The sequence below is a fragment of the Luteibacter sp. RCC_6_2 genome (assembly GCF_041360655.1).
GTDB lineage: Bacteria > Pseudomonadota > Gammaproteobacteria > Xanthomonadales > Rhodanobacteraceae > Luteibacter.
This window is the reverse complement of record NZ_JBFUPQ010000004.1, coordinates 144850-167471: the sequence shown is the minus strand read 5'-3', so window position 1 is coordinate 167471 and position 22622 is coordinate 144850. Positions and strand designations below refer to the sequence as shown.

Below are 22622 nucleotides of genomic sequence, written 5' to 3'. Positions count from 1 at the left end.
CTCAAGCGGAACACGAGGATGGATGGGGCACGACAGTGGACAACGACGACGCGGCACCGACGCGGCCACGAAAACTGGTGGCACTGCACTGGCTGACGGTGCTGTGCGTTTCGCTGGCCGCCATCTTCATCCTGACCCGCGACGAACTCGACGGGCGGGCCTTGCGCCAATGGCTGCTGGAAGGACATCGCCACGCGGGCCTGCTGGTGCTGCTGCTCTTCGCCGTCCGGGTGGCCTTGCGTATCCGCTACGGCAAGCTGCCACCCGGCGGCGAGCATTCGCGGCTCGTCCGCGTGCTCGCCGGGCTTACCCACATCGCCCTCTACGCCTTGTTGCTCGCCTTGCCCCTGCTCGGCTGGGCCATGTCGAGCGCCGCGGGCACGCCCGTGCATTTCTTCGGCCTCACCCTGCCCGCCCTCGTGGGCGAAGACGAGGACCTGGCGGACACGCTGCAGTCCTTGCATGTGGATGCCGCATGGGCGCTGCTCGCCCTGGTCACCCTGCACCTCGCCGCGGCCCTGTGGCACCACTTCGTGCTGCGCGACCACACCCTCCGAATGATGCTCCCGCGCCGCCACCGCTGATCGACAAAGGAAGAAGGAACCCGCCATGTTGCCGATATCGAACCGACGACACGCCATCCGGGCCGCACTCGCCACGCTGCTGCTGTTCCTGGCCAGCACCGCGGCCCACGCGATCCCCGCCTATGCACGGCAGACGGGTGCCGCCTGCGCGGACTGCCATGCCGGGTCCTATGGTCCCGCCCTCACGCCGTATGGCATGCGTTTCAAGCTCAACGGCTATACCGATACCGACGGCAAGGGCCACAAGATTCCGCTATCCATGCAATTGATCGAATCGCATTCCGCACCGGCCCGCGGCGATAGCAGCACCCAGCTCAGCGAAGGCGACCTGTACCTGGCGGGAAGGCTTACCGACCAGGTCGGCGGCTACGTGAAGATCGAAGCCGATCACACCGGCCACAACACCTACAACACCCGGCTCAGCAATATCGACCTTCGCTTCGTCGCCAAGGAACTGAAGGTCCATGGCAAGGAGGCCTTGTTCGGCGTGAGCGTGAACAACAGCCCGGGCTTCACCGACCCCGTCGGCACGCTGCCGGCGTTCTCGACGCTGGGACCCGCCGGCGTCACCGGCACCCTGCTCAATCCATCCAGCCCCAACTCGCTGGCGAACCGGGTTATCGGCGCCAGCGTGTACGGCCTCTACGATTCGAACTGGTACGGAGAAGTCGGTACCTACCGCTCGTTGCCGACGTCGCAGCAAGACCACCTCGGCTACAACGTGGCCGGCGATCCCGGGCGGCTCAGCGATACGGGTTACGTCCGCCTCGCCTATATGAAGGACATGAAGCGGCAATTTTTCTCCGCAGGCGTCGTCGGTTTGACGACGAAGCGCCAGCTGCCGCGTTCCGGGCCGAGTGACGACCTCACCGACCTCGGCTACGACCTCAGCTACCAATACCTGGGCAACCGCGAGCACATCGTCCAGGTGGCTTACGTGAACATCCTCGAACGGCGCGACTATGGCAGCGCCCCGGTCATCGGTGGCGTGCAGGCGCGTGACCACGGCAACGTGCACGACCAGACCGCGAGCGTCACCTACACGTTCAGGCAAAGCTACGGCCTTTCCGTGAGCCACATGAAGAGCACCGGCTCCAACGACGTCGCGCGCTATGGACCTTCGGGCAGTCCGGACACCACCAGCAACCTGCTCACGGTGTTCTGGACGCCCTTCGGCAGGGACGACTCCTACACCTCGATCGCCAACCTGAAGCTGGCGGCCAACTGGTTCCGCTTCACCCGGTTCAATGGCCGGGGCGACGACATCTTCTTCGCTCCACCGGGAGCGCGGCCGACCAATGCCGGCGATCTGAACGCGTTCTTCGTGACGGCGAGCCTCGCCTTCTAAACCCACCACAGGAGCGACAGCGTGTTGAACCCGATCGTGCGACAAAGCCTGCGCCTCGCCGCCATGGCCCTGCTGGCCAGCGGCGGGGCCCTGGCATCGCCCCTTGCCCGCGCCGGCGACGCCAAGGCCGGTGCCGACGTCTTCAAGTCCGAATGCGCCGAATGCCACGCGGTAAAAGAAGGGCGGAACAAGAAAGGACCCAGCTTGTTCGGTATCGTCGGCCGCAAGGCCGGAAGTGTGACCGACTACGACTATTCCGATGCGTTGAAGCAAAGTCCATGGACATGGACGCCCCAGCAGTTGCATACGTATCTTTCGCAACCGGCGAAGATCGCCAACCCGGGCACCAAGATGAAATACGACGGCCTCACCGACGCCACGCAACTGGACGATCTCATCTCCTATCTCGACACCCTCCACTGAGGCGAAACCCAGCCGATGCTGGAGCAGCGTTCCTCATGCGCCCGGCCCCGATATCGCGTCGGGGCGGTCTGGATGCTCGTCGCGGCGGGAGCGGTGGCACCCGCGCAGGCGCAGTCGCAGGCATGGAGCGGCGTGGTGGCGCTCGGCTCGCAACTGGTCGATCGAGGCGTAGCCATCACCCCGCGAGGCCCCATCCTGCAAGCGGCGGGCACGTGGTCCACCCCCGGGGGATGGGCCATCGGCGCGTCGGCGAGCGCGCAGTTGCAGGCGCCCCGGCGTATCGTGGAGACCCTCGCCCAGGTGGCACGCTCATGGTCGCTTTCCAGCGACTGGCAGATGCAGTCGAACCTTCTCTACTACCACTACCCTCGCCACGGCCAGGCGCGAACCTACGACCGCACGGAATTCGGGGTGGGCTGGATCTATCGCGACGTCGTCACCATCGGCCTGTCGGCGACGCACCTGAACGACTACGGCGGGCAACGTCCCCGTGGCGCGGCCGACCTGGGCCTGCGCTGGCCGGTGGCCCGCCACCTCTCGATCACCGCCAGCGCCGGGGTGGCCCAGGAACTGGTGCCACCCCGGGGACGCAGCTACGACTGGCCGAACCACTATTACTACGGCCACCTGGGCCTGACCTGGAACGAGGGCCCATGGCGGGTGGACCTCGCCCACATCATGAGCAACCGCGACACCCACGGCTTCCAACCGGAGGTCTCTCCCTGGGTCGCGACGGTGGCGTGGGCCTTCTGAAAGGTAGCCGGCGCAACCTTTGGGGCCCGTCCCGGCACTCATGAGTCCTATCCGAATGCCTCCCGAGCCCATGAGCGAAGCCGAACTCGATGCCGACGCCGTCGACCGCATGCTGCTGCAGCGCATGTCGGCCGGCGACCGCGCCGCGCTCGCGGTCATGTACCGCGGATACCACGGGCGGCTCGTCCGCTTCCTTTCCCGCCTGACCCGGCGCACGGACGTCGTCGAGGAAGCGATCAACGACTGCTTCTGGATCGCCTGGCAGAAGGCGGCCACGTTCCAGGGTGACTCCCGTGTGTCCACCTGGATCATGGGCATCGCCTATCGCTGCGGCCTGAAGGCGCTGCGCCAGCACGGCAGCGAGCCGGTCGACGAGGACAGCGTGCTGGAAGACCGCACGCCCTCGCACGACCCCGGCGAAGACCGCGAGATGCGCGACTGGCTGGGCAAGGGCCTGGACCGTCTCTCCGCCGACCAGCGCGTCGTGATCGAACTGGTCTACGGCATCGGCCACACGCTCGACGATGTCGCGACGATCATGCAATGCCCGGTGGGCACCGTGAAGGCACGGCTTTTCCATGCCCGCGTAAAACTGCGCAACGTGCTCCCGGGGCTTGCCGGCGAGCGAACCATCAACAGGGAGATCGTGCCATGACTTTCCAGAAGGACATCGGCCGGGATTGCCCGCGCGCCTGGGAAGCGATGCCCTGGGTACTCCAGGGCGACGCGTCGCCCGTGCAGGGCGCCTGGCTGAACATGCACCTGGCCGAGTGCCAGGCCTGCCGCGAGGAATTCGCGCAACAGGAACGGCTGCGGGCCGCGTTGGCGCTGTCGCCCGAACTGGATATCGACGCCGAAGCGGGGCTCGCCCGCCTGCTGTCGCGCATCGATGAAGCGGACCCGCAGCAGGCTGCTCCGTCGCGCCGCGCGGCATCGTCCCACTGGGTGACCCGCGCACTGGTCGCCGCGGTATTGGTCCAGGCCGTCGGGATCGGCGTGCTGGGGATCAAGCTCGGTGGCGACGGCGCCGGCCATGCCGCCGCACCGGTGTATCGCACGCTGAGCCAGGAAGCCGCCCCCGCGGCGCCCGGCTCGCTCCACGTGGTACCCGTGGCGACACTGAAGGTGGCCGAATGGAACACCCTGCTGCGCCAGTACCACCTGCGCGTGATCGGTGGCCCTAACGACGTGGGTGCGTACACGCTGGTGTCCACCGACGGCAGCGCGCCGACGCCGCAGACCCTGCAAGGCCTGCGCGCCGATCCGGGCATCCGGTTCGCGGAACCCGTCACCGATACCCCATGAAGCAAGCCTCCCTCGTCCTGGCGTTGCTGCTATCCACCCTCGCCGCCTGCGCACCGGTGCGACCGGACCGGCCGCAGGCATCCGGCGTGGATGCCACACCGGCCTCCGCCGGTGGCGTTGCCTCGATGGACAGCGAACGCGACATCGTGCTGGTCGTGGCCAACCCGTTGGAACCGGCCTCGACGCACGCCGGTTCCAACCTGCTCGGCTATGCGCCCTCGGCGAGCTACGGCGCGGGGCAGCGTGCCGTTTCGGTGCTGTCCGACATCAAGCGCGCCTACGGCATGCGCGAGGTCGCCGGCTGGCCGATCAAGGCGCTGGGTGCGTACTGCGTGGTGCTGAAACCGCCGCCGGGGGCCGACCGCGACGCCCTGGTCGCGCAGCTGGCCAACGATGGCCGCGTGCAACTGGCGCAGGCGTTGCAGGACTATTCCGTCTATTCGGATGCCCCGCCGGAGGGGAAGAAATACAACGATCCTTACACGGACCTGCAGCGCGGTTTCGTGGAGACGCGAGCCGCCGTGGCGCATGCCACGACACAAGGCCAGGGCGTGCACGTGGCGATCGTCGACACCGGCGTCGACATGTCGCATCCCGACCTGCAAGGGCACGTCCACGACAGCGGCGATGCCGTCGACAACGACACCTCCGCGTTCAACCACGACCGCCATGGCACCGAGGTGGCGGGCGTGATCGCCGCGGTAGCTGACAACCGCCAGGGCATGGTGGGCATCGCGCCGAAGTCGCGGCTCAGCATCTACAAGGCCTGCTGGTATCCACCCGGCCAGCGCGCGGCGCGTTGCAACTCGTTCACGCTGGCCAAGGCCCTCGCCGCCGTCAACGATACCGATGCACGCATCGTCAACCTCAGCCTGGGCGGCCCGGCCGATCCCCTGCTCGGCAAGTTGCTGGCGCAACTCGTGGGCCAGGGCCGCATCGTGGTCGCGGCGCTGCCGCCCGACGGTGCCACGGGCGGCTTTCCGGACAATGCGCCCGGTGTCATCGTGGTGCGTTCCAGCGCGACCACCCCGGCTCCGGCGGGCATCGTGAGCGCACCGGGCAACGACATCCTCACCACCCAGCCCGGTGGGGGATACGACTTCACCTCCGGCTCGTCGATGGCGACGGCCCACGTGAGCGGTATCGTCGCGCTGCTGCTGTCACTGGCACCGCGGCTCGACGCCCGCACGGCGCGCGACATCCTGCTACGCACGAGCACCGTCACCAACGGCATGCTCGAGGTGAACGCCGCCTCGGCGGTCGCCGCGTTGCGAACGAGCGAAACTCCATGAAGATCCTTTCGGACACGACGGGCGCGATGCCCGATGTCGCCACCCAGACCGCTCCGCGTTTCGGCGCTCCACTCGACTGGGTGGGCATGGACGGCATCGACGCCCCCGTCAGGTTCGACGCCGGTGACGGCGTGCCGCAGGTCGCGGCGGCGAAGATCGGTGCCTTCGTCAACCTGGTGCGGCCGGACGTGCGCGGCATCCACATGTCACGGCTCTACCTGATGGTGGACGAATACCTGGGCACGCGCGGCCTGGACACGGGAACGCTCGACGCCATGCTGCAGGCCTTCCTCGATTCCCACGAAGGGCTGGCGGATAGCGCCCGCGTGGACATCCGCTTCCAGCACCTCGTGCGCCGGCGCGCGTTGCGCAGCGACAACAGCGGATGGCGGGCGTATCCCGTGACGATCGAGGCCACGCGGGACGCGCGGGGATTCCATCTCGGCCTGACGACGGAAGTGACCTATTCGTCCACCTGCCCCGCGTCCGCGGCCCTGGCGCGCCAACTTATCCAGGAGCGGTTCGCCACCGACTTCGCGGTGGACTCCCCGCTGGACCGCGCCGCCGTGCTGGCATGGCTGGGCAGCGAGCAGGGCATTGTCGCCACCCCTCATGCGCAGCGCAGCGTGGCACGCCTGCAGGTGCGCTACGCCGCGGGCGCCACGCCGAACCTCATCGGCTTGCTGGATGCGGTCGAAGGGGCACTCGGCACGCCCGTGCAGACCGCGGTCAAGCGCGAGGACGAACAGGCTTTCGCGCTGGCCAACGGCGGCAACCTCATGTTCTGCGAGGATGCGGCGCGACGGATACAGCGGGTACTCGACGGCGACGCGGACCTGGCTGGCTTCCGGGTCCGGCTGGAACACCAGGAGAGCTTGCACGCGCACGATGCGGTGGCTTTCACGAGCGCCTAACGTGACGGCGGAAACGTGCAAAAACGTCATCGACCCGAGGGGGAACTTCATGTACCTTCCTGAATGAGCGGCCCGTCCCGTCATTCCATGACGATCCCGGGGCCGCGTCCCCGCCTGGACAAGGCGGTACGTCTAGCCAAGTTCCTCGGGAGCTCAAGCGATGGCACTCACCCGCCGCGAGTTCATCAAGTTCACCGGCCTGGGCCTGGCAGCGTCCAGCATGGGCATGCTCGGCTTCGGGGGATCGGGCGTGGCGCAAGCCGCCGCCGTCCGTCCCTTCAAGCTCACCCACGCGACTGAAACACGCAATACTTGTACGTATTGCTCGGTCGCCTGCGGAATCCTCATCTACAGCATGGGCGACCGGGCGAAGAACGCCCTCTCGAACATCATCCACATCGAGGGCGATCCGGACCATCCGGTGAACCGCGGCACCCTGTGCCCGAAGGGCTCGGCCCTGCTCGATATCGTGCATGCGCCTACCCGCCTGAAGACGCCGCGCTATCGCGAACCGGGAGGCACCGAGTTCAAGGACGTCTCCTGGGACTTCGCCCTCGACCGTATCGCCCGGTTGATGAAGGAAGACCGCGACAAGCACTTCATCGCCACGAACGCGGCCGGCACCACGGTCAATCGCTGGACCAGCACCGGCATGCTGGCGGCCTCGGCCTCGTCCAGTGAAACCGCCTTCCTCACCTGGAAGGTCGCCCGCTCCCTCGGCATGGTGGTGTTCGACAACCAGGCGCGCGTCTGACACGGACCGACGGTGGCCAGTCTGGCCCCATCATTCGGTCGCGGTGCGATGACCAACACCTGGCAGGACATCAGGAACGCCAACGTCGTCCTGGTGATGGGTGGCAATGCCGCCGAAGCGCATCCCTGCGGATTCAAGTGGGTGATCGAGGCGAAGATCGAGAACGGCGCCAAGCTCGTCGTGGTCGATCCGCGCTTCACCCGCACGGCCTCCGTGGCCGATTACTACGCCCCCATCCGGCCGGGCACGGACATCGCGTTCCTGAGTGGCGTGATGCGCTACCTGCTGGAAAAAGATGCGATCCAGCACGAGTACGTCCGCGCGTATACCAACGCCGGCCTGATCGTGAAGGATGGCTTCGACTTCCAGGACGGCCTGTTCAGCGGCTACAACAGCGAAACCCATAGCTATGACAAGTCGAGTTGGGACTACGAACTGGACGAGCAGGGTTTTGCCAAGACGGACGACACCTGGCAGGACCCGCGCTGTGTCATAAACCTGCTCAAGCAGCACGTGGCCCGGTACACGCCGGAAATGGTCTCGCGCATCACGGGCACGCCGCAGGACAAGTTCCTGCACATCTGCGAGTTGTTCGCGAGCACCGCCGCGCCCGACAAGGCCATGACCAGCCTGTTCGCGCTGGGCTGGACGCAGCACACGGTGGGTGCGCAGAACATCCGCGCCATGGCCATGATCCAGCTGCTGCTGGGCAACATCGGCGTGGCCGGCGGCGGCATGAACGCGCTGCGCGGGCATTCCAACATCCAGGGGCTGACCGACGTCGGCCTGCTGTCCAACCAGATGCCCGGCTACCTGACCCTGCCCAACGACAAGGAAACCAGCTTCGACGAATACATGTCGACGAAGCTGTTCAAGCCCTTGCGTCCTGGCCAGACCAGCTACTGGCAGAACTACCGCAAGTTCGTGGTCAGCCTGCAGAAGTCCTTGTATGGCGATGCCGCCACGCAGGAGAACAACTGGGCCTACGACTGGTTGCCCAAGCTCGACGTGCCCCTGTACGACATCATCAAGGCGTTCGAGATGATGAACGCGGGGCAGATGAACGGCTATATCTGCCAGGGCTTCAACCCCCTGCAGGCGTTCCCCGACCGCGGCAAGATCCGCCGTGGCCTGAGCAAGCTGAAGTTCCTCGTCACCATGGACCCGCTGGATACGGAGACCTCGCGCTTCTGGCAGGACTTCGGTCCGCAGAATCCGGCCAAGCCCGCCGAGATCCAGACCGAGGTGTTCCAGTTGCCGACCACCTGCTTCGCCGAGGAAAACGGTTCGCTGGTCAATTCGGCGCGCTGGCTGCAATGGCACTGGAAGGCGGCCGAGGCGCCGGGCGAAGCCATGTCCGATATCTGGATCATGAGCGGCATCTTCCATCGCCTGCGCGAGTTGTATCGCAAGGAAGGCGGCGCCTTCCCCGATCCGATCCTAAACGTCACCTGGAAGTACACCGATCCGGTCGCACCGGACCCGGAGGAACTGGCCAAGGACATGAACGGCCGTGCGCTGGTCGACATCACCGACCCGGCCACGGGCGTGACGACCAAGGCCGGCACGCTGCTCGACGCCTTCGCGCAATTGCGCGACGACGGCACGACCGCGTCGGGTTGCTGGATCTTCACCGGTTCGTTCACCGAGAAGGGCAACCAGATGGCCCGCCGCGATGCGACCGATCCTCGTGAGCAAGGCATCGCCCCGAACTGGGCGTGGGCGTGGCCGGCCAACCGCCGCATCCTCTACAACCGCGCCAGCGCGAACCTCGAAGGCAAGGCCTGGAACCCCAAGAAGCCGGTGATCGAATGGAACGGCACGCGCTGGGTCGGCATCGACGTGCCCGACTATGGCCCGACCGTGAAGCCCTCCGACGGCGTCGGCCCCTTCATCATGAACGCCGAAGGCATGGGTCGCCTGTTCGCCCGCAACCTGATGGCGGAAGGCCCGTTCCCCGAGCACTACGAGCCGATGGAATCGCCGGTGGACAACGTGCTGCATCCGAAGGTCAATAACAACCCGGTGGCCCGCGTCTTCGCCGACGACCGCTCCGCCTTCGGAAACGCCAAGGACTTCCCGTACGTGGCGACCACGTACCGCCTCACCGAGCATTTCCATTTCTGGACCAAGCACGCGCTGATCAACGCGATCCTCCAGCCGGAGGAATTCGTGGAGATCGGCGAGGTCCTGGCGAAGGAGAAGGGCATCGAGCAAGGCGGCTGGGTGAAGGTGTCGTCCAAGCGTGGCGAAGTGGTGTGCAAGGCCTATGTGACCAAGCGCATCAAGCCGCTCATCGTGGACGGCAAGCCTGCCCACGTGATCGGCGTGCCGTTGCATTGGGGCTTCACCGGCCAGGCCCGGAAGGGCTACGGCGCGAACACGCTGACGCCGTCCGTCGGCGACGCCAATACGCAGACGCCGGAGTTCAAGGCGTTCCTGGTGAACGTCGAAAAGACCAGCGCACCGGTCGCAGCCTGAGGCCCACGACATGTCAGACCTGCAATCCCAAGACTATGTCCGGCGCTCGGCCTCGACGATGACGCCCCCCGTGGCGCGCAGCCACGAGGACCAGGTCGCCAAGCTCATCGACGTGAGCCGCTGCATCGGCTGCAAGGCCTGCCAGTCGGCCTGCATGGAGTGGAACGACCTGCGTCCGGAGATCGGACACTTCGAGGGTTCCTACGAGAACCCGATGGACCTGGGGCCGAGCGTATGGACCCTGATGAAGTTCGCCGAGTACGAGAACGAACAGGGCAACCTCGAATGGCTGATCCGCAAGGACGGCTGCATGCATTGCGAGGACCCGGGCTGCCTGAAGGCGTGCCCGGCGCCCGGCGCGATCGTGCAGTACGCCAACGGCATCGTCGACTTCATCAGCGACAAGTGCATCGGCTGCGGCTACTGCGTGAAGGGCTGTCCGTTCGACGTTCCCCGGATCAGCAAGAAGGACCACAAGTCGTACAAGTGCACGCTCTGTTCCGACCGCGTCTCGGTCGGGCTGGAGCCTGCCTGCGTCAAGGCCTGCCCCACCGGCGCCATCATGTTCGGTTCCAAGAGCGACATGACCCACTGGGCCGGTGAACGCATCGAGGACCTGAAATCACGTGGCTTCGAGAATGCCGGCCTGTACGATCCGAAGGAGGTCGGCGGCACGCACGTGATGTACGTGCTGCACCATGCGGACAAGCCGTCGCTCTATTCCGGCCTGCCCGACAAGCCGCGCATCAGCCCGGTGGTCGAGGCGTGGAAAGGCATCATCAAGCCGTTGGCCGTGGCGGGCATCGCCTTCGCCGCCATCGCCGGTTTCTTCCACTGGATCACCGTCGGCCCGAACGAAGTCACGGAAGAGGACGAGGAAGAGGCCGCGCGTGCCCTGCGTGGAGAACGCGAACCGGACCCGGAGGAGAAGTCATGACCCGCCCGAAGTACGCGATCACCCGCTACACGACGGTCAACCGGATCAACCACTGGACCAACGCCGGGCTTTTCATCCTGTTGCTCCTGTCGGGGCTGTCCATGTTCCATCCGATGCTGTTCTTCCTGTCCGGCCTGTTCGGCGGCGGGCAATGGGCGCGGGCGGCGCATCCGTGGTTCGGCGTCCTCTTCATGCTCAGCTGGATCGGCATGATCATCCAGTTCTGGCGCATCAACCTTCCGGCACGTGAGGACATCGCCTGGTCGAAGGCGATCGTCCAGGTCGTCACCAACGATGATGAACACGTACCTCCGATCGGCCGCAACAACAGTGGTCAGAAGGCGGTGTTCTGGGCGATGACGCTGTTGATCCCGGTGCTGTTCATCACCGGGCTGCTGATCTGGGAAGTCTATTTCGGCGAGGCCACCTCGATCGAGGTGCAACGCGTGGCCGTGCTCATCCATAGCCTGGCGGCCATCGCGGCCATCCTCGTCTGGGTGGCCCATGTCTATGCAGCCATCTGGATTCGCAACTCGGTGCGCAGCATGACCCAGGGCTATGTCACCCCGGGCTGGGCCTGGCATCATCATCGCAAGTGGTTCTTGGAACTGGCTTCCGGCCAGCGCGGCAAGACCCCGCCCAGGAAAGATACGTGAAGCAAGCCGAGGCACCACCCAACGCCAAGTGGAGCGGCCCCTCCCACGCAGGCGTGAAGGCTCCCGATCCGATCGTGCTCGCCGATCCGTCGCGACGCTTCGCGGCGACCGCGAAACGGCTCGACGAGCTCGCGGCGGGCCATCCGATGGAAGCGTGGCTGCGTTTCATGGCGGGACTGGCACGCGCGCAGCACGCCGTCGCAACGACGCTCGGCCCCGCCGCCACGCTCGGGACCGATACCGTGGCGCAGGCGACGGAGGCGCGATTGCCGCCGCTGGCCGCCGACGGCCATCGCCGTGACGTTTCATGGCGCGGCGGGTTGATGCTGCTGCTCGATCGTATCGACGTCGCGGGGTTGCCACCCCCCGCCCTCGACGCCATGGAAGCCTTGCGACGTGGCGACGACGCCACGCTGGACAGGCTGGCCGACAACTTCCTGCGCGGCCGCGTGAGCACCACCGACGCGGCCGCGGCCGTCTTCGTCGCGGCGGCCTTGCAGGTGTACTTCACCTGTTCCGCCGCCCGGCTCAATGTCGACGAACTTCGTCTTCTCGAGGAACGCGGCCTCTGTCCGTGCTGTGGTTCACCGTCGGTTTCTGGCGTGATCACCGCAAGCGGCACCACGCCCGGCACGCGCTACCTGCACTGCTCGATGTGTTCCACCGCGTGGAACCACGTACGCGCCGTATGCATCACCTGCGGTGGCACGCGTCACCTTTCGCTCCAATCCATCGAAGGCGACAACGGCCTGGTCAAGGCCGAGACCTGCGCCGACTGCCACACGTATTCCAAGCTGTTCTTCCAGGTGCACGACATGCAGGCCGATCCGTTCGCGGACGACCTCGCTTCGCTGGGACTGGACCTGTTGATCGCCGAGGCCGGTTTCGCGCGGCATGCGCCGAACCCGTTGCTGTTGGCTGGTGAAGGCTAAAAACCTCCGGTACGGCTGCACGGCCCTTGTTCGGCCAACCTCACGGGGAGCAAGGGAGCGGCCGTTCGATGTGATGTCCGGGCAGCCACGTGGTCAATCCAGTCGGCTCTGTGACACAGGTCACAGAGCGTCGAATACATCAACTTTCTCAGAATCCTTCCATGTGTTTGCTTCATTCCTGGGCGTAGCTTCGGCGGTCGCCCGAAAGGCGACTGGTGCGTATCGACGCTCCGGGGAATGATCAAAGGCAGGGATAGAATATGAAGTGGAAACGTATGTTGGTTTTGCTCGGCTGGAGCGTGGGAGCACTAACGACAAGTCCTGTTAGCTTGGCCGAGCAACGCCTGACAGCGAAACTGGAGACTCCTTACGCGTCGGATAGCCGACGCTCGGCTATCGTGAAGCTGACTTTGCACAACATAGGGGACGAACCGGTTGCCATCATGAAATGGGACACTCCATTCGTCATGTCCGATGGGCGTCTTCCGAAATCCCAGTACGAAGTAAAGAACGGCGCGGGCGAGGTTTCCCGATATATCGGTCGCTCAGTCAACATCTCACGAATCCTCTCCAACTATTTTTTCGTTCTGCAAAGTGGGGAAAGTATTGAGAAGGAAGTAGACCTCACCTACGAATACGACTACGGAGCGGGTGGCGCATTCTCGGTGAAGTTCACCTTGTCGCTCGATCGCACACCCGATCGGTATGTCGTGACCGACAAGGAATTCCAAGACTTCAGGAAAAATACGCTCAAGTACATCGAATCCAACGAAACGACCATCTACATACCGGGGCCGGTCAAGCCGACTTCCTGAGGGGGAGATGGAGGGTTTTCCTTGACCCTACACGGCCGGCACCTCAGCATACGAAGCATGTCCGGACCTGACGCAACCTCGCTGCGCAACCTGCCTGCGGTAGCCGCCGTGCTGGCGACCCCAGAGGTAGCCTTGGTGTTGGAGCGCCACGGACGTGCCGCCACCACCGAGGCTATCCGTCAGGTCATCGACGACGCACGGAATGCCCTTCGCCTGTCCCCTGCGGAAGCCCCCAGCGCAGCTGAAATCGCGCAACGGGCGCGGGGGCTGCTCGAAGCGAGGATGCCGGGCCTGCGCCCGCTGTTCAATCTCACCGGCACCGTGCTGCACACCAACCTGGGCCGCGCGGTACTCGCCGAAGCCGCCATCGACGCGGCGGTGGAAGCGATGCGCCACGCGGTGGCGCTGGAGTTCGACCTGTCCAGCGGCGCGCGCGGCGAACGCGACGACCACCTGCGCGCCCTCCTTCGCGAACTGACCGGCGCGGAAGATGCCACCGTGGTCAACAACAATGCCGCGGCCGTCCTGCTCTGCCTCAACACCTTCGCGCTCGGCCGCGAGGCGGTGGTGTCGCGCGGCGAGCTGATCGAGATCGGCGGCGCTTTCCGCATGCCCGACATCATGGCGCGTGCCGGTTCGGAGATGATCGAGGTGGGCACCACCAATCGCACCCATCCGGCGGACTACCGCGACGCGCTCAACGAGCGCAGCGGCCTCGTTCTGAAGGTGCATACCTCGAACTATCGCATCCAGGGTTTCACCGCCGAGGTCGGGGCGCGCGAGTTGGCGGCGATCGCCAACGAGGCCGGCGTGCCGCTGCTCAACGACCTGGGCTCGGGCAGCCTCGTCGATCTCTCCCCCTACGGACTCGCCCGAGAACCGACCGTGCGCGAAGCGGTGGCCGAGGGCGCGCGGCTGGTCACGTTCTCCGGCGACAAATTGCTGGGCGGACCGCAGGCAGGCTTCATCGTGGGCGACCGCGAACTGATTGCAAAAATCAACCGCAACCCGCTGAAGCGCGCCTTGCGCGTGGACAAGATCCGGCTTGCCGCCATCGAGGCCACGCTGAACCTGTATCGCGATCCCGATCGGCTTGCCGAACGGCTGCCGACTCTGCGTTTCCTCTCGCGCATCCACGCGGACATCGAGGCACAGGCGCGCCGGCTGCGGGCACCGGTCGCGGAGCGGATTGGCGAAACCTTCGTCGTCGAAGTCGGCGATTGCCACAGCCAGATAGGTTCCGGCGCGCTGCCGCTGGATACGCTTGCCAGCGCCGCGCTGTCGATCCGCCCGGTCGGCAGCCAGCGCACGCTGGAAAACCTCGCGGCGGCGCTGCGCGCATTGCCGCGCCCCATCGTCGGCCGCATCGGGGAAGGCGCGCTGCACCTGGACCTGCGCTGTCTCGCGGAAACCGACGAGGACGCCTTCCTGGCGACCCTGGCTCACCTCGCGCGCACGCCATGATCGTCGGCACGGCCGGCCATATCGACCACGGCAAGACGTCCCTGGTCAGGGCGTTGACCGGCGTCGACGGCGATCGCCTGAAAGAAGAAAAAGCACGCGGCATCACCATCGACCTGGGCTTCGCCTATCTGCCGCTGGACGATGGGCACGTCCTCGGCTTCGTCGACGTGCCAGGTCACGAACGATTCGTGCACACGATGGCCGCGGGCGCGAGTGGCATCGACATCGCCCTGCTGGTGGTGGCCGCCGACGATGGCGTTATGCCGCAGACGTTGGAACACCTCGCGATCCTCGACCTCCTGCGCATCGAGCGCGGACTGGTCGCGCTGACCAAGGTCGACCTGGTACCGCCGGAACGGCTGGCGGAGGTGACGGCGCAGATCCGCGAAGCGACCGCAGGCACGATGCTCGGGAAGGCCGACATCCTGCCGGTGTCGTCGACGACGGGCCTGGGTGTCGACGCGCTGCGCGACCGGCTCGCCATGGAGGCACGAGCGCTCGGTGAACGTCGTGCGGACGGACGTTTCCGGCTCGCGGTGGATCGTGTGTTCACCCTTGCCGGCATCGGCGTGGTGGTGACCGGCACCGTATTGTCCGGCACCGTGCGGGTGAAGGACCAGGTCATGCTCAGTCCCTCGGGACTGACCGCGCGCGTACGTTCGCTGCATGCACAGAACCGACAGGTCGAGATGGGCCGCGCAGGCGATCGTTGCGCGCTGAACCTCGCGGGCGAGGGCATCAGCAAGGATGCGATCCAGCGCGGCGACATGCTCGTCGATCCTTTCCTGCACGCGCCAACCGGTCGCATCGACGCGAGCGTGCATATCCTGGCCGGCGAACCCAAGCCCGTCGGCACATGGTTTCCTGCCCGGTTGCATCACGGCGCGGCCGAGGTCGGCGTGCGCGTCGTGCCGCTGGAAGGCGAGCAGCTGCTTCCCGGACACACGGCCGACGTGCAGCTGGTGTTGAGCGAGCCGATCGCCGCCGCGGCGCTCGACCGCTTCGTGCTGCGCGACGTCTCCGCACGGCGAACCATCGGCGGCGGACGTTTCCTCGACCTCCGCGCGCCGTCGCGCCAGCGCCGCACGCCAGAGCGACAGGCACAACGAGCGGCGCTGGCGATCGACGATCCACGGAAGACGCTCGCGGCGCTGCTCGATACGCCGCCGTTCGCATGGGATGTGCTTGCCTTCGCGCGTGATCGCGCGCTGACGACCAACATGCTGGATGACATCGTCGCCGCGCTCGCACCGCTGGTGTTCGACGGGGGCGACGAGCGCGTGGCGATCGACAAGAGGCACTGGCGGGGTTTCGTCGATGCCCTGATCGAACGCCTCGAGGCCTTCCATGCGGCCCATCCGGACGTGCAAGGCATCGGCCGGGAAAAACTGCGGGTGGCCTTGCGTCCAAGGCTGTCGCCCGCCGCGTTCGCCTTGGCGCTGCAACACGATGACGTCGCCCGCCGCGTGGTTCGCGACGGCGCGTTCGTGCGCATGGCCTCGCACGCCTTGCAATTGACTCCGGAACGCGAGGCCGCCTGGCGGTCGGTCGAACCCTTGCTTGGCGGCGACGTCCGCTTCCGGCCTCCACGCGTGCGCGATATCGCCACGGCGGTCGGGCGTCCGGAGGCGGAGGTCCGCCAGTTGATGAAGTCCGCGGCGCGCGTCGGCCTCGTCGACGAAGTAGCGCACGATCACTTCTTCCTGCGCGCGACCGTGCATGAGATGCTGCTGATCGCCGCCGACGTCGCGTCGCACGCGACGGACGGCCGCTTCACCGCGGCGCAGTTCCGCGACCGGCTCGACAACGGACGGAAGGTCGCGATCCAGATCCTGGAGTTCTTCGACCGCCAGGGTGTTACCCTGAATCACGGCACGCTGCGCCGGATACAGGCGCGTTACCTCGACCTGTTCGGACCGGTTACCGCGTAACCGCCATCCATGGAAGAGCATCGTTCCCGGTGGGACGTCCGGACTTCAAATCCGGGTGAGGCAGCCAGACTGCCTCGGGTGGGTTCGACTCCCATGCTCTTCCGCCATCCTGGCGTGACGGATCGCGGGCCAGCCCGCTTCCCACCCGGCTTCGGGTCCTTTCAGACCACCTCGACGCCTGGCGCGCCGGCCATCGCCGTGCCGACGATGCGCGCGCGGGGATAGCCCGCCGCCTCGATCGTCGCCAGGATCGTCTCGGCCCGTTCCGCCTTGCATGCCACGAGCAAGCCGCCGGACGTCTGCGGGTCGGTCAGCAAGACGCGACGCCAGTCCGGCAGACCGGTGGGCAGGACGACGCCATCGCCGTAGCTGTTCCAGTTCCGATTCGATGCGCCGGTGATGAAGCCGGCCTGGGCCAGTGCCTCGGCCTGGTCCAGGAAAGGAACATGGTCTTGTTCGATCCGGACCCGCAATCCACTGCCCCGCGCCAGTTCCAGCGCATGCCCCAGCAAGCCGAAACCGGTGACGTCGGTGATCGCATGCACGTCGCCGTCCTGCGCCAGCTCATGACCGACGCGGTTGAGCAGCGTGGTGGACGCCAGCATTTCCGCGTATGCGTCCTCCGGCAAAGCCTGCTTCTTGAACGCCGCCGAATAGATGCCGACGCCGATGCCCTTGGTCAGGATCAGCACGTCGCCCGCTTGCGCGCCCGTGTTCCGGCGCACGTTGGCGGGCGTGCACAAGCCGATCGCCGCGAGGCCGTAGATCGGTTCGGCCGAGTCGATCGAATGACCGCCCGCGACAGGGATACCCGCTTCCGCGCAGATGGATTCGCCGCCCGCGAGAATGGCACGGACGGTGTCGATATCCAGCTTGTCCAGGGGCATGCCGAGGATGGCCAGCGCCATGATCGGTTTTCCACCCATCGCATATACGTCGGACAGCGCATTGGCCGCGGCGATGCGGCCGAAGTCGTAGGGGTCGTCGACCACCGGCATGAAGAAGTCGGTGGTGGCGATCACGCAGGTGCGCTCGTCCACCTGCCACACGGCGGCGTCATCGCTGGATTCGGTGCCGACCAGCAGTTGCGCGAATGGCATCGCCGATGGCTTGCCGGCCAGCAATTGTCGAAGCACGGAAGGGGCGAGCTTGCAGCCGCAGCCGCCACCGTGGGCGAGTTCGGTCAGTCGGACGGAGGTCATGGCGAATCCTGCGAAAGTACCGTTGATGCAACCGCGAGGTCACGTAGAGCATAGCGAAGCTACCGGAGCTTGAAGTATCTTCCAGCGAAAGTCTTGCCCCTCCGCAGCGCATCGGGCCTGCGGCTCCCGGCCGGCAACGTCGTGCCCTGTAGGGCCGTCATGTCACACCCTGTTCGGAGGGGTCTATGGCCGTCGCTTTGCAAAAGGCGCGCACCGTGCGCTGGTCGGTGTTGTTGTTGCTGGCCGTCGCCGGCCTGTTCTACGTGAAGTGGTACCCGTACTACGGCCGCGCGTTCGTCGCGGCGGACCAGCATTCCATCGGTCATTCGATCCTCATGGGCGACCAGGCCAGCGCGCCGGCGCCTTCCTGGAACGCGGCGCTCGACTATGCGCTGGCCTACGGCAAGGCCATCTGGAAGGCGATGGTGCTGGGCCTGCTGCTGGGGTCGGGTGTCCAGGCGCTGCTGCCGGTGCAATGGGTGCGGCGCACCCTGGGCAACCGTGGCTTCGGCAGCACCCTCGCGGGCGGCCTCTTGGGCGTGCCGGGCATGATGTGTACCTGCTGCGCGGCACCGGTGGTGGTGGGCCTGCGCAAGCACCAAGCCTCGCTGGGCGCCTCGATCGCGTTCTGGCTCGGCAATACGATGCTGAACCCGGCGACCCTGGTCTTTACCGGCTTCGTCCTCGGCTGGCACTGGACCGCGCTACGCATGCTGCTGGGCGTGCCGATGGTCTTCGGACTCGGCTATCTCGCCAACCGCATGTCCGGCCTGGAACCTTCCACGGCCGCCGTCGCGCCGATCGCCGAAGCCGAGCCGCAGTCCCTGGCGGAGGTCGGCAAGCGCTGGGGGCGGATCTTCACCACGATGACGCTGCGGCTCATCCCGGAATACCTGGTGATCGTCTTGCTGCTCGGCGCGGCGCGCGCGTGGATGTTCCCGCATATCGGCCCGGACATCGGCGAGCACTGGTACTGGATCGCCGCGTTCGCCGTGGCGGGGATGCTCTTCGTGATTCCCACCGCGGGCGAGGTGCCGATCGTGCAGGCGATGCTCGCCCTGGGCATGGGCGGCGGCCCGGCCGCCGCCCTGCTGATGACCCTGCCCCCGGTGAGCCTGCCGTCGCTGGCGATGCTGGGCCGTTCCCTGCCCCTGCGCTTGCTGGTGACGGTCGCGCTGGCGGTGGTCGGCTTCGGCATCCTCGCCGGCGCGCTGGCGGCCATGCTCGGGATGCATTGAGCGAATCGTGTAAAATCAATGCCATGCGCATCGGTCCCTACACCATCGCACCGGCCGTGGTGCTCGCGCCCATGGCCGGCGTCACCGACAAACCCTTTCGCCTCCTGTGCAAGCGCCTGGGGGCCGGCCTGGCCGTGTCCGAGATGACCACGGCCGATCCGCGCCTGTGGAACACCACCAAGTCGCTGCGCCGGATGGACCACGAAGGCGAGCCGGAGCCGGTGAGCGTGCAGATCGCCGGCTACGATCCCGGCATGCTGGCCGAGGCGGCGAAGTACAACGCGGACAACGGCGCGCAGATCGTCGACATCAACATGGGCTGCCCGGCGAAGAAGGTCTGCAATGTCTGGTCGGGCTCCGCCCTGCTCCAGGACGAACCGCTGGTCGCGCGCATCGTGCAGGCCGTAGTGAAGGCGGTGGATATTCCCGTCACGCTGAAGATCCGCACCGGCTGGGACCGCGAGCATCGCAACGCGTTGAACATCGCGCGCATCGCCGAGGATGCCGGCATCGCCGCGCTCGCCGTGCACGGCCGTACACGCGCGGACAAGTACGAGGGCGAAGCCGAATACGCCACCATCGCGGCGGTGAAGGCGAGCGTCTCGATCCCCGTCCTCGCCAATGGCGACATCGTCGATCCGGCGAAGGCACGCGAAGTGCTGCGTGTCACCGGCGCGGACGCCGTCATGGTCGGCCGTGGCGCGCAAGGACGTCCGTGGATCTTCCGCGAGATCGCGCATCATCTCGACACCGGCGGGTACCTGCCTGAGCCAACGCCCGGTGAGGTGCGCGACATCCTCATCGGCCACCTGGAACACCTGTACGCCTTCTATGGCGAGCGGATGGGCGTGCGCATCGCGCGCAAGCACTTGGGCTGGTATGCCAAGGACCGTCCGGAGAACGCCGCCTTCCGCCACGTCGTCAACCAGGCCGAAGACGCCACCACCCAACTGCGCCTGACCCGCGAGTACTTCGACGCCCTGGAAGCCGGCGTCTCCCTCGCCGCCTAAGCCGATCGCCTCGTTTTTTTGTGGGAGCCGCTTCAGCGGCGATGGGTGCTTGCCTCAACCTGGCCCGCTGCCGCGGGATCGCCGACAAGGCCGGCTCCCACAAGGTCAGCCCCCAGGTCTGCTCCCACCAGGTCAGCCCAGGTCGGCTCCCCAGGAGATGCCCGTACCTTGGTTTTATTGCTCCTTTTGGTGCGGCGTAGAATGATGCGGGCATGAGTGAAAACACTGTCCCCGGTATCGACGACTACGATGGCCCCGCGGGCGGCTGGGGCGCGCTCGGCGCCGTGGCTCGCGCGCTCAGCGGGCAGATGGCCATCGCCCGCGAGTCCATCGCCCTGCACAAGGTGAACCAGCCGCAAGGCTTCGACTGTCCGGGCTGCGCCTGGCCCGACCCCAAGGAGACTTCCTCGTTCGAGTTCTGCGAGAACGGCGCCAAGGCGGTGTCCTGGGAGGCCACGGCCAAGCGCGTGCGGCCGGAGTTCTTCGCGAAGAACAAGGTGGCCGACCTGTGGAACCTGTCCGACTACACGCTCGAAGGGCTGGGACGGATCACCCACCCCATGGTGTACGACCGCGCCAGCGACACCTACCGCCCCATCGCATGGGAAGAGGCGTTCCAGCGTATCGGCGCGGCGCTTCGTGCGCTGCCGGACCCGGACATGGCCGAGTTCTACACCTCGGGCCGCGCCTCCAACGAAGCCGCGTTCCTGTACCAGCTGTTCGTGCGTGAGTTCGGCACGAACAATTTCCCGGACTGCTCGAACATGTGCCATGAGGCCACGAGCGTGGGCCTGCCGCAATCGATCGGCGTGGGCAAGGGCACGGTGGTGCTCGAGGATTTCGAGCACTGCGACGCGATCTTCTGCATCGGGCACAACCCCGGCACGAACCACCCGCGCATGCTTTCCACCTTGCGCGAGGCCTCGCTGCGCGGCGTGCCCATCGTGGTGCTCAATCCACTGCCCGAGCGCGGGCTGGAACGGTTCACGTCCCCACAGCATCCCGTGGAAATGCTCACCGGCAAATCCACACGCATCGCATCCACCTACTACAAGCTGAAGATCGGCGGCGACGTCGCCGTGTTGAAAGGCATGATGAAGGCCGTGGTCGCCGCCGATGAACGCGCTGTCGCGGCGGGCATGCCCCGCGTTGTCGACCATGTGTTCATCGAGGCCAACACGACCGGTTTCGAAGCACTCCTGGAGGATGTCGCGAACACGTCCTGGGAAGCGATCGAACGCGCCTCCGGACTTACCCGCGCGCAGGTCGAAGACGCGGCCGACATATATGCCAAGGCGAAGAACGTCATCGTCTGCTACGGCATGGGCATCACCCAGCACGTGCATGGCACCGAGAACGTGCAGCAGATCGCCAACCTGTTGCTCCTGCGCGGCAACATCGGCCGCCGCGGCGCGGGCATCTGCCCGTTGCGTGGCCATAGCAACGTGCAGGGCGACCGCACGGTGGGCATCACCGAGAAGCCCACCGATGCGCTGAACGACGGCATCCGCGCCACCTACGGTTTCGAACCACCCGCGGCACATGGCCACGACGCCGTCGCCGCCGTCATCGCGATCCGCGAAGGCCGCTCGAAAGCCCTCGTCGCACTCGGTGGCAACCTCGCCGTGGCGATGCCGGACACGACGGAAACCTTCGAGGCGATGGCGAAACTCGACCTGGCCGTGCATATCGCCACGAAGCTCAACCGCTCGCACCTCATCCTGGCGAAGGAATCATTCATCCTACCCTGCCTGGGCAGGACCGAACTGGACGTGCAGGCCACCGGCCCGCAGTCGGTCACCGTGGAGGATTCGATGTCGATGGTGCACGCCTCGGCCGGCACGCTGACCCCGGCTTCGGAGCACCTCCGCTCTGAACCATGGATCGTCGCCGGCATCGCCAAAGCCACCCTGCCTGCCACGCGGGTGGACTGGGACAGGCTGGTGGGCGACTACAACCTCATCCGCGACGACATCGAAAAGGTCTTTCCGATCTTCCGCGACTTCAACAAGCGTGTGAACGTGCCTGGCGGATTTCGCCTGCCGGTGGCGGCGAGCGCGCGTGAATGGGCCACGCCTGAACGGCGTGCCCGTTTCCTCGTCGCGCGTGGCCTCGACGAAGATCCGCCGCTGGAAACGGGTGGCCTCATGCTGACCACCATCCGTTCGCACGATCAGTACAACACCACGATCTACGGCCTCAACGACCGTTACCGTGGCGTCACGGGACGGCGCGACGTGGTTTTCATGCATGCCAACGATCTCGCCGCACGCGGGCTCAAGCACGGCGACCGCATCGACGTCTTCGCCACCGGTGCCAACATCGCCGATGGCAAGGAGCGCTCGGTGCGTGGCTTCGTCGCCGTCGCCTACGACATCGCCGAGGGTTCGGTCGCGATGTACTACCCCGAGGGCAACGCGCTCATCGCGCTGGAAAGCCATGATCGCCGCTCCGGCACGCCGGCGTACAAGTCGGTACCGGTGAAGATCGAAGCCTCGACCACGCGCACGGCCTCCAAGGCACGGCCGAGAGCGGAACATGCCGCCTGAGCGCCGCCCCCCTGTCGGATGTGCCACCCGGCCG

At 66.4% G+C, this 22622-nt stretch carries 19 protein-coding genes and 1 tRNA gene; 19 read left to right on the top strand and 1 reads right to left on the bottom strand.

Annotated features, from left to right (window positions below):
- The first annotated feature begins 74 nt into the window (after nucleotides 1-74).
- From AB6730_RS05625 to AB6730_RS05550, 16 genes are all read left to right on the top strand, one after another.
- Nucleotides 75-584, top strand: coding sequence for a cytochrome b (locus AB6730_RS05625; RefSeq protein ID WP_371022812.1), 510 nt, complete (start codon nucleotides 75-77; stop codon nucleotides 582-584).
- Nucleotides 585-609: 25 nt separating this feature from the next.
- The gene (locus AB6730_RS05620) at nucleotides 610-1932 is read left to right on the top strand and encodes a cytochrome C (protein WP_371022670.1); all 1323 of its coding nucleotides are present in this window, start codon (nucleotides 610-612) and stop codon (nucleotides 1930-1932) included.
- A 24-nt stretch (nucleotides 1933-1956) separates the two neighbouring features.
- The gene (locus AB6730_RS05615; RefSeq protein WP_371022811.1) at nucleotides 1957-2355 is read left to right on the top strand and encodes a cytochrome c family protein; all 399 of its coding nucleotides are present in this window, start codon (nucleotides 1957-1959) and stop codon (nucleotides 2353-2355) included.
- Nucleotides 2356-2427: 72 nt separating this feature from the next.
- Complete coding sequence (locus AB6730_RS05610) at nucleotides 2428-3108, top strand: hypothetical protein (protein ID WP_371022669.1); 681 nt, start codon at nucleotides 2428-2430, stop codon at nucleotides 3106-3108.
- Between the two features lie 70 nt (nucleotides 3109-3178).
- Nucleotides 3179-3763 (top strand): RNA polymerase sigma factor, encoded by a 585-nt coding sequence (locus AB6730_RS05605; RefSeq protein WP_371022668.1) that lies wholly within the window; start codon nucleotides 3179-3181, stop codon nucleotides 3761-3763.
- Complete coding sequence (locus AB6730_RS05600) at nucleotides 3760-4413, top strand: anti-sigma factor (protein WP_371022667.1); 654 nt, start codon at nucleotides 3760-3762, stop codon at nucleotides 4411-4413. The genes AB6730_RS05605 and AB6730_RS05600 overlap by 4 nt, the downstream gene beginning before the upstream one ends.
- The gene (locus AB6730_RS05595; RefSeq protein ID WP_371022666.1) at nucleotides 4410-5705 is read left to right on the top strand and encodes a S8 family serine peptidase; all 1296 of its coding nucleotides are present in this window, start codon (nucleotides 4410-4412) and stop codon (nucleotides 5703-5705) included. Before AB6730_RS05600 ends, AB6730_RS05595 begins: the two co-directional genes overlap by 4 nt.
- The gene (folE2, locus tag AB6730_RS05590) at nucleotides 5702-6619 is read left to right on the top strand and encodes a GTP cyclohydrolase FolE2 (RefSeq protein WP_371022665.1); all 918 of its coding nucleotides are present in this window, start codon (nucleotides 5702-5704) and stop codon (nucleotides 6617-6619) included. Before AB6730_RS05595 ends, folE2 begins: the two co-directional genes overlap by 4 nt.
- A 160-nt stretch (nucleotides 6620-6779) precedes the next feature.
- Nucleotides 6780-9854, top strand: a complete 3075-nt coding sequence (gene fdnG, locus AB6730_RS05585; RefSeq protein ID WP_371022664.1) for a formate dehydrogenase-N subunit alpha — start codon at nucleotides 6780-6782, stop codon at nucleotides 9852-9854.
- A gap of 10 nt (nucleotides 9855-9864) precedes the next feature.
- Nucleotides 9865-10791, top strand: coding sequence for a formate dehydrogenase subunit beta (gene fdxH, locus AB6730_RS05580; RefSeq protein ID WP_371022663.1), 927 nt, complete (start codon nucleotides 9865-9867; stop codon nucleotides 10789-10791).
- A complete protein-coding gene (locus AB6730_RS05575) occupies nucleotides 10788-11447 on the top strand; it encodes a formate dehydrogenase subunit gamma (RefSeq protein WP_371022662.1) in 660 nt (219 codons plus the stop codon). Before fdxH ends, AB6730_RS05575 begins: the two co-directional genes overlap by 4 nt.
- Nucleotides 11444-12379: a formate dehydrogenase accessory protein FdhE gene (fdhE, locus tag AB6730_RS05570; protein ID WP_371022661.1), complete on the top strand. Its 936-nt coding sequence runs from the start codon at nucleotides 11444-11446 to the stop codon at nucleotides 12377-12379. The genes AB6730_RS05575 and fdhE overlap by 4 nt, the downstream gene beginning before the upstream one ends.
- A 260-nt stretch (nucleotides 12380-12639) precedes the next feature.
- Nucleotides 12640-13194: a hypothetical protein gene (locus tag AB6730_RS05565; protein WP_371022660.1), complete on the top strand. Its 555-nt coding sequence runs from the start codon at nucleotides 12640-12642 to the stop codon at nucleotides 13192-13194.
- Nucleotides 13195-13251: 57 nt separating this feature from the next.
- Nucleotides 13252-14658 (top strand): L-seryl-tRNA(Sec) selenium transferase, encoded by a 1407-nt coding sequence (gene selA, locus AB6730_RS05560; protein WP_371022659.1) that lies wholly within the window; start codon nucleotides 13252-13254, stop codon nucleotides 14656-14658.
- Nucleotides 14655-16589 (top strand): selenocysteine-specific translation elongation factor, encoded by a 1935-nt coding sequence (gene selB / locus AB6730_RS05555; protein ID WP_371022658.1) that lies wholly within the window; start codon nucleotides 14655-14657, stop codon nucleotides 16587-16589. Before selA ends, selB begins: the two co-directional genes overlap by 4 nt.
- A gap of 11 nt (nucleotides 16590-16600) precedes the next feature.
- Nucleotides 16601-16696: transfer RNA gene (locus tag AB6730_RS05550), tRNA-Sec, on the top strand.
- Nucleotides 16697-16750: 54 nt separating this feature from the next.
- Here the strand turns inward: AB6730_RS05550 and selD are convergent.
- Nucleotides 16751-17791, bottom strand: a complete 1041-nt coding sequence (selD, locus tag AB6730_RS05545; protein WP_371022657.1) for a selenide, water dikinase SelD — start codon at nucleotides 17789-17791, stop codon at nucleotides 16751-16753.
- 185 nt (nucleotides 17792-17976) lie between these two features.
- Between selD and AB6730_RS05540 the strand changes: the two genes are divergently transcribed.
- From AB6730_RS05540 to AB6730_RS05530, 3 genes are all read left to right on the top strand, one after another.
- Nucleotides 17977-19029, top strand: a complete 1053-nt coding sequence (locus AB6730_RS05540) for a permease (protein WP_371022656.1) — start codon at nucleotides 17977-17979, stop codon at nucleotides 19027-19029.
- Nucleotides 19030-19052: 23 nt separating this feature from the next.
- On the top strand, nucleotides 19053-20039 hold the full coding sequence (gene dusB / locus AB6730_RS05535; protein ID WP_371022655.1) for a tRNA dihydrouridine synthase DusB: 987 nt from the start codon (nucleotides 19053-19055) through the stop codon (nucleotides 20037-20039).
- 212 nt (nucleotides 20040-20251) lie between these two features.
- Nucleotides 20252-22588, top strand: a complete 2337-nt coding sequence (locus AB6730_RS05530; protein WP_371022654.1) for an FdhF/YdeP family oxidoreductase — start codon at nucleotides 20252-20254, stop codon at nucleotides 22586-22588.
- The last annotated feature ends 34 nt before the right edge of the window (nucleotides 22589-22622 follow it).

Coding starts and splice junctions, on each gene's coding strand:
- AB6730_RS05620 (WP_371022670.1), top strand. CDS start 610: ATGTTGCCGATATCGAACCGACGACACGCCATCCGGGCCGCACTCGCC.
- AB6730_RS05610 (WP_371022669.1), top strand. CDS start 2,428: ATGCTCGTCGCGGCGGGAGCGGTGGCACCCGCGCAGGCGCAGTCGCAG.
- AB6730_RS05605 (WP_371022668.1), top strand. CDS start 3,179: ATGAGCGAAGCCGAACTCGATGCCGACGCCGTCGACCGCATGCTGCTG.
- AB6730_RS05600 (WP_371022667.1), top strand. CDS start 3,760: ATGACTTTCCAGAAGGACATCGGCCGGGATTGCCCGCGCGCCTGGGAA.
- AB6730_RS05595 (WP_371022666.1), top strand. CDS start 4,410: ATGAAGCAAGCCTCCCTCGTCCTGGCGTTGCTGCTATCCACCCTCGCC.
- folE2 (WP_371022665.1), top strand. CDS start 5,702: ATGAAGATCCTTTCGGACACGACGGGCGCGATGCCCGATGTCGCCACC.
- fdxH (WP_371022663.1), top strand. CDS start 9,865: ATGTCAGACCTGCAATCCCAAGACTATGTCCGGCGCTCGGCCTCGACG.
- AB6730_RS05575 (WP_371022662.1), top strand. CDS start 10,788: ATGACCCGCCCGAAGTACGCGATCACCCGCTACACGACGGTCAACCGG.
- AB6730_RS05565 (WP_371022660.1), top strand. CDS start 12,640: ATGAAGTGGAAACGTATGTTGGTTTTGCTCGGCTGGAGCGTGGGAGCA.
- selA (WP_371022659.1), top strand. CDS start 13,252: ATGTCCGGACCTGACGCAACCTCGCTGCGCAACCTGCCTGCGGTAGCC.
- selB (WP_371022658.1), top strand. CDS start 14,655: ATGATCGTCGGCACGGCCGGCCATATCGACCACGGCAAGACGTCCCTG.
- selD (WP_371022657.1), bottom strand. CDS start 17,791: ATGACCTCCGTCCGACTGACCGAACTCGCCCACGGTGGCGGCTGCGGC.
- AB6730_RS05540 (WP_371022656.1), top strand. CDS start 17,977: ATGGCCGTCGCTTTGCAAAAGGCGCGCACCGTGCGCTGGTCGGTGTTG.
- dusB (WP_371022655.1), top strand. CDS start 19,053: ATGCGCATCGGTCCCTACACCATCGCACCGGCCGTGGTGCTCGCGCCC.
- AB6730_RS05530 (WP_371022654.1), top strand. CDS start 20,252: ATGAGTGAAAACACTGTCCCCGGTATCGACGACTACGATGGCCCCGCG.